This is a genomic window from Agathobaculum sp. (assembly GCF_050946325.1).
Lineage (GTDB): Bacteria > Bacillota > Clostridia > Oscillospirales > Butyricicoccaceae > Agathobaculum.
The window spans coordinates 1-6,803 of sequence record NZ_JBMNUP010000100.1; the positions used below are offsets into that span (position 1 = coordinate 1).

7 protein-coding genes and 1 tRNA gene are annotated in these 6,803 nt (G+C 50.2%); all 8 read right to left on the reverse strand.

Annotated features, from left to right (window positions below):
* On the reverse strand, positions 1-1,183 hold a 1,183-nt coding region (locus tag ACOYIE_RS08010), incomplete at its 3' end, for an efflux RND transporter periplasmic adaptor subunit (RefSeq protein ID WP_433412136.1).
* Positions 1,184-1,267: 84 nt separating this feature from the next.
* On the reverse strand, positions 1,268-1,780 hold the full coding sequence (locus ACOYIE_RS08015) for a hypothetical protein (protein ID WP_433412138.1): 513 nt from the start codon (positions 1,778-1,780) through the stop codon (positions 1,268-1,270).
* Positions 1,781-1,922: 142 nt separating this feature from the next.
* Complete coding sequence (gene spoIVA, locus ACOYIE_RS08020; RefSeq protein WP_433412140.1) at positions 1,923-3,398, reverse strand: stage IV sporulation protein A; 1,476 nt, start codon at positions 3,396-3,398, stop codon at positions 1,923-1,925.
* Positions 3,399-3,412: 14 nt separating this feature from the next.
* Complete coding sequence (locus tag ACOYIE_RS08025; RefSeq protein ID WP_433412142.1) at positions 3,413-4,891, reverse strand: DUF3794 and LysM peptidoglycan-binding domain-containing protein; 1,479 nt, start codon at positions 4,889-4,891, stop codon at positions 3,413-3,415.
* 275 nt (positions 4,892-5,166) lie between these two features.
* The gene (locus tag ACOYIE_RS08030) at positions 5,167-5,313 is read right to left on the reverse strand and encodes a hypothetical protein (protein ID WP_433412144.1); all 147 of its coding nucleotides are present in this window, start codon (positions 5,311-5,313) and stop codon (positions 5,167-5,169) included.
* Positions 5,314-5,398: 85 nt separating this feature from the next.
* Positions 5,399-5,911, reverse strand: coding sequence for a deoxyuridine 5'-triphosphate nucleotidohydrolase (locus tag ACOYIE_RS08035; protein ID WP_433412148.1), 513 nt, complete (start codon positions 5,909-5,911; stop codon positions 5,399-5,401).
* A gap of 119 nt (positions 5,912-6,030) precedes the next feature.
* Positions 6,031-6,106: transfer RNA gene (locus tag ACOYIE_RS08040), tRNA-Val, on the reverse strand.
* A 38-nt stretch (positions 6,107-6,144) separates the two neighbouring features.
* Positions 6,145-6,708: an elongation factor P gene (gene efp, locus ACOYIE_RS08045; RefSeq protein WP_433412146.1), complete on the reverse strand. Its 564-nt coding sequence runs from the start codon at positions 6,706-6,708 to the stop codon at positions 6,145-6,147.
* Positions 6,709-6,803 lie beyond the last annotated feature (95 nt).

A 6,803-nucleotide genomic window follows, 5' to 3' on the forward strand; every position in this document is an offset into this window, starting at 1 on the left:
GCTTCTGCGCGCTGACTACTGCATTTTGAGCAGTGACAACACCATTTTGCGCAAGTTTCAGCTCACCCTGCGCTGTATCGCTGGTCAAAACCATAATCGTAGCGCCGCTTTTATAGCTGTAATAGTCAATACCGTTAACGGCTTTGATTTCACCGCCGGTCTGCACCGTAACGGCTTCTTCGCGGCTGTATTCCAGCGTGCCCGACTCTGCCGGATATACTTCACCGGAACTGCTGGTGGAAACCGTCGCTGTAGCCAGCATGCCCTTGGTCAGTGTGCCGGGATTATTTAGAGAGATATTTACGCGGAACAGCTTAACGCCTTCGGCAGAAATTTTCTGTGCATTTTCTACCGAGGAGACCGTGCCCGTCACCGCACTCATAGCGGAAGGGATGGACACGGAAGCGGTCTGTCCTGCCTTAATATCTCCCAAATAAGCCGAACTGAAATAGAGAGAAAGGTTCATTTTGCTGTCATCCACCATATAACCGATGACAGTGCCCTCTCCCACCTGCTGACCGACGCGGTAAGTCTCTGTCGAACCGTCTTCCGATGCATTCGGAATCAGCTTACCTGTAAAGGGGGCGGTAATCGTCAGACGGTTCAGCCGCTTCTGCGCCGCATTAACCTCGCTTTGCGCGCGGCTTACCTCTGCCTGCGCGTCCGATACGCCGCGCTGCGCAGACACCAACTCTTCCTGCGCGGTTTCCAGCTCTTTTCGCGTCTCTGTTGGATTGACGACAAGAATGGGGTCTCCCTCCATCACCTCATCGCCTACCGAAACCAGAACTTCGCTGACCTTTCCTTTCAGATCTTTGCCAAGCTCTTCGCGTGTTTGCGCAGCGGTAACGCCGCTGCCTTCTACATAAGTTTCCAGCATACCGCGGTAGGCAACTGCCATTGTATTGGAGTCGGACTGAGTGCCGGCTTCGCGCGTTTTAAGTATGAGAAAAATGCCCAATATGACCAACAGGGCCACTATCAGAACGCCAATGCCAATTTGAAGCTTTTTGTTCAGTTTCCCTTTTTTCTTGTTCATTTTATCCGCATATTTATTGCGCTTGGGCGTATTTTCGGCGTTTCCGCTTTCCCCTGGCGGCACTGCCGAACCGGCTCCTGTCTTGGCAACGTGTGCTCCACCCTTTTTGGGCTCTGGGCTCTGCTGCTTGTTCTCTTCACTCATGATAACTGTCCTTTCTTTTCTCTATCCATTTTTTATTGCCGACATCTCAAAGATGCAAAAGCACACAAATTTCTCCTGCCGGTATCACGCCTGTAAAAGGGCCTGGAAAAAGTCACGCACTTTACCTGGCAGTTCCTCCAGCGTACCGTCGTTATCCAAAATCCCATCATATGAATAGTCTGCAACGCCATCATCTGAGCGGTTGCCCAGCAATCCTCTGGCCTGCTCCAGCGCAGGACGCCGGATCAGCACAGCTTGACATTGCTTTCCCACCGCCTGACGAAAACGTGCAATTTCATGTGGCTCTCTAATATGGACGAATAACAGTTCGGAATGGTTCCGCAAAAACTGCCGATATTGCTCCATGCAGTATGAAAAGGGCAAATCGTTGAATTCGGTACATGCCTGTTTCAATTGGGACAAAAAGCGGCGTGCTTCAGGCGTTTTTCGGCCATCCCATCCTGCCTCGCGCGCAATCGACAGTATCGGGGTGATGGAAGAAACATTTTGCACACGCCAAAACTGGGCAGCAATCCGGCAAACGGTGTCCTTTCCAACGCCGCCGCTGCCGTTGATGATGAAAACATGTTTATCCAACAAAACACCCCACATAGTAATTATTCTTTTTCATTTTAGCACAACATATAGGGTATTGCAAGCGTTACGAACGATGTAGAATATACCGCCATAAAATAAAAGGCGTCCGGAAGCAAGCCGAACGCCATACAGAACAGCAGACCTATAAAATGATGCAGATCAGCCCGCCGGAACCTTCATTAATAATGCGCTCAAGCGTTTCGCGCAGCTTTCCGCGCGCATCATCCGGCATGCGGCTGAGCTTGTGCGATAGCTCTTCCCGCACCAGTTCATTGAGCGACTTTCCAAATATATTGGTGCTCCAGATTTTTTCCGGCTGCTCCTCAAATTCACTAAGCAAATAGTGCACCAGCTCTTCCGACTGTTTCTCGGTTCCGACAATCGGATTGACTTCAGCTTTAATATTGGCTCGCATCATGTGTATTGAAGGCGCAGACGCGCGCAAACGCACACCATACCGTCCACCTTGCCGGATGATTTCGGGCGGCTCCAGCTCAAGCTCGTCAACCGCGGGCATTACAACACCGTATCCCGTCTGATATACCTGCTCAAGCGCACCGCGCAGGCGTCCGTATTGCTTTTTGATTTTTGCAAAATCATCAAGCACTCTGATGAGGTCGGCGGCATCCTGCACCCGAATCCCCGTCTGTTCTCCCACGATATTGTAAAATACACGATCTGGAATCTCAATATGAATAAGTGCTTTGCCGCTGCCGAGTGTCAGCTGTTCAACAGAAGCACGGCCAATATACTCATTTTCTGCAAGTGCATCGCACATGGCGCGGATATCCCGCATTTTCTGCTCTGCATTTGCCGCTGCATGGATCGACTGGTAAATACTATTCTGCACCGGATGCGTCTCTGGCAGAGCGCCAATAAAACGAGGCATTGCGAAGTCAATCTCCTGCACAGGAAATTCATACAGCACACGCTGCAGAATATTTGTAATGCCAGCTTCATCCAGGCTGAGGCAGTTTATCGCAATGGGCTCTACATGAAACTGTGTGCGCAGATTGGCGCATACATCCTGCGCCGCTTTCCCATTTGGGTCAGCAGAGTTTACCAGTACAATAAATGGTTTCCCAATTTCTATTAACTCTGATATAACGCGCCGTTCGGCGGGTTCATAGCTTTCCCGAGGGATTTCGGTAATGCTGCCATCGGTTGTAACAACCAGCCCAATGGTTGAATGTTCCTCTATTACCTTATGTGTACCTACCTCGGCAGCTTCGGACAGCGTCATCGGCTGTTCCCGCCAGGGGGTGGAAACCATACGCGGGGCATCATCCTCCATTCCTCCCAGCGCTCCATCTACCAGATATCCGACGCAGTCTACCAGACGCACCCTGCACGCGCCTCCATCCGGCAGAGAGATTTCAGCCGCCTCTTCAGGTACAAATTTGGGTTCTGCCGTCATAATGGTGCGTCCTGTGCCCGATTGCGGCAGCTCATCCCGCGCGCGCTCCCGCTTATACACATTTTCCATGCTGGGCAGCACCATTGTTTCCATAAAGCGTTTGATCAGCGTTGATTTTCCTGTGCGTACAGGGCCGACGACGCCAATATAGATATCCCCGCCGGTGCGCGCGCTGATTTGATTATAAATCCGGTTTTCCATTGTATCCCTGCCTTTCAAGACTGAATGGGGATGAGCAGCATGGTTTGGGACACGCTTACTGCATCGTCCGGCAGCCCATTCGCGCGGCGAATTGCTGCCACTGTTGTGCTGCAGCTTTTTGCAATTTCCCAAAGCTGCTGTTCTTTACCGATATGCCGCAAAATAAGCGTGATGCCGTCTTTGGAGGAAGCTTTTTCCCCAATTTCGGCGGCGGTGATATGCCGAAAAGCAGTCCGCGTATCAGACAGCGCATCTCCTGCTGCGGAAATGTTCAACAACACACCGTTTTCCCCTGAAGCTGCCGCCCTTGTATGCAGTGCAATATGCGACAGATCACCCTCTACAGCACAGGGAATGGAAAGCGGGATAATCCGTTGAATCGCACAAAGCCGCTGATTGTCATCCTGATACAACACCTGTACAGCAGCGGTAAGCTGCACACTGCCATCCGAAGCACTGCGCTTGACTCCGCAGCAAATGGCGTCTGCCGCAATAATCCTTGCAGCCTGGCCGGAAACGTGCAGTGTTTCCGTTGTTTCACCGGTAAACGGAACGGCATCAGGGATAGAATGCAGCAGAACTTGCTCTTGCTGCAGCTGCAGGTCTTTGCCCGGCAAATACAAATCCTGAATTTGCTGTATTGTTTTTGCCCGGCGCAGCGTAATCAGTGCGCTTGCAGAGATCGTATAGGAAAGCAGCCCATCCGCCTCAAGACGGCAATCCGATTCGCGCACCGCCAAATCTGCCGCAACCGTGTCTCCCTCTTCTGCATCTGTCATTTCCAATATTTGCGTAAAGGGCGTGCTGCTGTTCAGCGTGCGCACGGCGCCATCCTCCTGCAGTGCCAGGCACTGCATATCCGCCTCGCCTTTTAGCACCACTTTTCCATGCATCGCACGGCACTCCGACATCCGAAGGGTACAGATACTGTGAAGCAGTTGCAGCCCCGCCGCATCCTGCATGGGAGTGTCCTCCAAAACCGTAACGGGGCAGCTTTGGGCCTGTTCAATGAACACCATTGATACGGGACTGCAAAGCATCTCGATCTTTGGCAGGCTGATCTGCTCTGTCAGCGTACATTCAGATTTGCAGTAGCATTCACTTTCAAAACAAAGCTGCGCATTCACATTGATTTTTCGGCTGTTGACAGGGACGGCTTCTACCGATGCCACACGGCAGCAGACATGACACACGGCATTTACATCCAGCCCGTCGCATTCTTCGATATGTGCAAAGTTAATTGGAACGTGCAGCATACGCAAACCGCTTCCCTTTTCCGGAGCGTAAAGGACCGTCGTCTGCACCGTTCCCGAAATCAACAGCCGGCCCGTTTGCGGTGTTTGGTCTTTAATGACTGCGGTTCCATATGCACAAATCACATGCCCAATATCTGGAAATGCATCCGGTACGATAGAATCCGCCGACTCCGTGCAGACAGATATTCGTGCCAGCCGTTTGTCATAATAACAGATTGTCGTTTGATTTAACTCCATTCATGCGTCCTCCTTTATCACTCTGCTGCTCCTGTTAAAACAATATGCTTGTTTTTTATCCAATATGAAAAAGCAGGGGCTTTTGCCCCTGCTTAATGCTGTCAGCTTACGACATTTTTTCAAAAGATACGCATTCCTTCAGGTTTTCCTGCTGAAGAACCGTTATCATTGCTGTGCAGATTTCTGTTATGTAACGTGAAACAGTTTGCACAGAATGCCTCGCAAATACTTTGGGCTCTTCCAGATGACAATCTTCATACGGTTCACCTCCCTCTTCAGCACCGAAAGACAAATACGCCTGCCGCAATCAGTGCAAGCGCCAGCAGCCAGACCGGCAGGCAGAACGGCAGCAAGCCGCCGACCAGCAAACCGCTTCCCAATACAATCAACACCACCCCAAGCACCTGCCCGCGGCAAAACATTGCGCATCACGCTCCTGTCTACAGTATAGGCGCGTGCATCAAATTTTGTGCATAAAAAGCCCCGCATTCCTGCGGGGCAAAGCGGTTATTTCGTTGTTGTACTGCCAAAACCACCATGGCGTTCTCCATCTGCGTCATCGTCTTCAGTGATGCCAAAAGGAAGGAATATTCCTTGCGCAAAGCCCTCTCCTGCGGCAACATTTAACGTCTTACCATCGCGGTTGGTATTGGTCATTTTGATGAAAATATGCCCTTCGTTATCTGCATAAAAGTAGTCGCTGTCGATAATTCCAACCGTGTTATCCAGCTGCAGACGATATTGAAAACCAAGGCCGGAGCGCGGGTAAATCTGAAGGACCCATCCTTCTGCAATTTCTGCACGAATACCTGTTGGTATTTTGATCGTTTCATATGGCACCAGCGAAAAAGCTTCCGGTGCAAAAAAATCATACCCTGCCGAACCGATTGTTGCACGACGCGGCAGACGGAGGCGGCGATATACCGCTCTGGCTTCCGCCATGGTGCAGCCTGTGGCCGAGCGCCAATCCGCAATGAATCTGTCTTCGCTTATTTTATGGAATTTTGCAACTTTTTGCATCATAAATTATCCCCTTTTGTTTTTATCATATAATCAATTTTTCAATGCAGGCAATAGCGCAGTCAGCCCTGCACAGAAGAAGAAATGAAAAAAGCGAACCCGCAAGCGGGTTCGCTTTATGGTGGACATTGACGGGTTCGAACCGCCGACCTTCCGCACGTCAAGCGGATGCTCTTCCAGCTGAGCTAAATGTCCATATCAAGAGGATGGCAATAGCCATCCTCTTATTTGCATTACTTTGCGCGGCCCAGATATTCGCCCGTACGGGTATCAATCTGAATTTTTTCACCCGGCTCAATAAAGAGCGGAACACGAATCTCTGCACCGGTCTCCAGCGTTGCCGGCTTGAGCGTATTCGTAGCAGTGTTGCCCTTGAACCCGGGATCAGTCTCCGTAACTACCAGCTCAACAAAGAACGGCGGTTCAACAGCAAATACGCTGCCCTTATAAGAACAAATCTTAACGATATCGTTTTCCTTTACGAACCGGAAGTTATCGCTCAGCGTATCCTTGCTGATCGGAACCTGATCGTAAGTTTCGGTATCCATGAAGTAATAAAGATCGCCGTCAGCATACAGATACTGCATATCCTTACGCTCAACATAGGCATCTTCAAACTTATCGCTCGGGTTAAAGGAACGTTCGGTAACAGCGCCGGTGATAACGTTCTTCATTTTTGTACGAACAAAGGCAGCACCCTTGCCCGGCTTTACATGCTGAAACTCAATAACCTGAAGAACCTGTCCATCCAGCTCAAAGGTTACACCGTTGCGAAAATCGCCTGCAATAACTGGCATATCTATAATTCCTCCAAAAAGAAGTTATCCAAACTTTTACACATTGTCTCAAACAGTGCTTATTTATTTTACCCTATATTTCTCATTTTGGCAAG